This is a genomic window from Longimicrobium sp., from assembly GCF_036280135.1.
GTDB lineage: Bacteria > Gemmatimonadota > Gemmatimonadetes > Longimicrobiales > Longimicrobiaceae > Longimicrobium.
The window spans coordinates 1-2,397 of sequence record NZ_DASURI010000673.1 but is presented as its reverse complement, the minus strand read 5'-3'; the positions used below and the strand labels follow the sequence as shown (position 1 = coordinate 2,397).

The following is a 2,397-nucleotide window of genomic DNA, read 5'->3' as shown; positions in this document are numbered from 1 at the left end:
GTTGACGCTGGTGATGTTCACCGTGGCGCTCACGGAGCTGTAGATGGCCTCCGCCTCTTCGCCGTCGGGCTTGGTGCCCAGGATGAGAAAGCCGCCCACGGAGCAGGTGTCCGCCTCGAGCGCGCAGGTAAAGGTGCCCACCTGGGGATTCTCGATGAACAGGATGAACTCGTTCACCAGGTTGTCGTTTCCGCGGCCGGAGCGCGCGTAGACGGCCAGCGCATCCCCACTCTGCTGCAGCGCGCCGCGGCTGCCCACGGCCCAGTTGGTCTCCGAGGGGTTCAGCCGGTCGTAGCCGCCCGTGGCGCTGAACGCCCCGGTGGCGCTGGCGCCGGCGTAGGAGAACGTCACCGTGCCGTTGGCGACCCGGTCGGAGTAGGTGGCGCTTTCGCAGGCGGCCGTCGCCAGGAGCGCGACGGCGGCCAGGGCCGCGGGGATGCGCGTGCGGAAGATCATGGGAACCAGCCCTCGTTGGGATGTAGGGGAGGCCGGTAGGGGCCGGCCCCGGTCGTGCTCACCCGCCCGCGGCGGGAAGCACAAGGGTGAATGCGGCGCCGTTCCCCGCGCCGCTGCGTGCCGTGAGGTCGCCGCCCATGGCCCGGGCCAGGCGCCGCGAGATGGCCAGCCCCAGGCCGCTGCCGGGCTCGCGCTTGCTCTTGGTGCCGGCGGCGATCTGCAGGAATTCCTCGAACACGGCCTCCTCGCTGCCGGCGGGCAGCCCCGGGCCCGTGTCGCGCACCTCCAGCCAGGTGCGGCCGTCGTCGCCGCCGGCCACCACGGCCACCTCGCCCTGCTCCGTGAACTTGACGGCGTTGCTCAGCAGGTTCACGAGGATCTGCCGCACGCGCGCGCCGTCCACGTTGAGCATCGTCTCGCGGTGCGGGTCCACGTCCGTGCGCAGCTCCAGCTTCTTGCTGCGCGCCTGCGGCTCCACCGTCACGAGCGCCTCGTCCACCAGCGCGCCCAGGGTCACGGGCTCGCGGTGGAACTCCATGCGCCCCGCGTCCAGCTTGGCCAGGTCCAGGATGTCATTCACCAGCTGCGACAGGTGGCCGCTCACCTGGCTGATGCGCTCGATCATCTCCAGCTGCTGGCCGTTGAGCTCGCCCACGATGCCGTCCGCCAGCAGCTCGCTGTAGCCCACGATGGCCGTGATGGGCGTCCGCAGGTCGTGGCTCATGGCGCTGAAGAAGCGCTCGCGCCGGAAGGCGGCCTCGGTGAGCCGCGCGTACGCCCGGGCGCTGGCCAAAGCGCCGGCCGTTTGCCGGGCCAGCATGCCGATGACGGCCTCGTCGCTCTCGGCCCGCGCGGCGTCTTCCCATCCCACCGCCAGCGTGCCCAGCGTCTCGCCGCCATGCTCCAGGGGCACCACGAGGGCCGCGCCGCCGCCGGGAAGCGCCGCGCGCCGCGCCTGCGCGCCGTCCTCCTCCGCCAGCCGGCCCACGGCCCGCCCGTCCGCGCCGTCCGCGCTGGACCAGGCGCGCGACTCGGGCAGCAGGGGCGTGTGCAGGGCGGCGGCGTCCGCGCCCAGGACGGCCACCAGGCGGCCGCAAAGCAGGCGCCAGATCTCGTCGGCGTCCACGGTGCCGGCGGCCTCGGCGGCAAACCCGCACAGGGCTTCCAGCCGGCGCGCGCGGCGCTCCCAGTCCACCCCGGTGCCTGCATCCGCCTGATCCGTGGACACGAGCGTGGAGCGGGAGTTGCCGTCCGGCATGGGGTCGCCTTCATTTCGCAGGGTGCGGGAGCGGCGCGCGACGGGTGCGCCGGCCGCGCGGGCCGGCTATCTTGCCGCCCCATCACGCTCCCGGGCCCACGAACGCAAGCAGAAGAGATGAGCCTTCCGCCGCTCCGACTGAGGAAGAACGAAGATCGCAGGCTGCGTGCCGGGCACCTGTGGGTGTTCAGCAACGAGGTGGACGTCCGCGTGACGCCCCTTACCGCGTATGAGCCCGGCGCCCTCGTGGAGGTGCAGGACGCCCGCGGCGCCCCCATGGGCACGGCCTACGTAAACCCCCGCTCCCTCATCGCCGCGCGGCTCGTGAGCCGCCAGCGCAACCGCCCCCTGGACGGCGACCTGCTGCGCCGCCGGCTGGCCCGCGCGCTGGCCCTGCGCGAGGCGCTGTTCCCCCGTCCGTTCTACCGCTTGGTGTACGGCGAGGGCGACGGGCTCCCCGGCCTGGTGGTGGACCGCTTTGGCGACGTGCTCGTGGCCCAGGTCACGACCGCCGGTATGGAACGCGTGAGCGAGCAAATCGTTGACAGCCTCCGCGAAATCGTAGGCCCCGCGGGCATTTTGCTGCGCAATGACACCAGCGGCCGCGCCCTCGAGGGGCTGGAGAGCTACGTGCGCACGGCGTACGGCGAGGTGCCCGACGTCCTCCAGGTGGAGGAGAACGG

General features: G+C 72.8%; 3 protein-coding genes. 1 reads left to right on the top strand and 2 read right to left on the bottom strand.

The window, feature by feature from the left end; translation table 11 throughout:
- Window positions 1-456, bottom strand: a 456-nt coding sequence (locus tag VFZ20_RS21860; protein WP_329686071.1) for a hypothetical protein, incomplete at its 3' end; no start/stop codon positions are given.
- Window positions 457-514: 58 nt separating this feature from the next.
- Window positions 515-1,714: an ATP-binding protein gene (locus tag VFZ20_RS21855; protein ID WP_329686070.1), complete on the bottom strand. Its 1,200-nt coding sequence runs from the start codon at window positions 1,712-1,714 to the stop codon at window positions 515-517.
- Between the two features lie 117 nt (window positions 1,715-1,831).
- Here VFZ20_RS21855 and VFZ20_RS21850 point away from each other — a divergent pair.
- Window positions 1,832-2,397 (top strand): class I SAM-dependent rRNA methyltransferase (locus tag VFZ20_RS21850; RefSeq protein WP_414682952.1); only part of this gene is annotated, 566 nt, incomplete at its 3' end.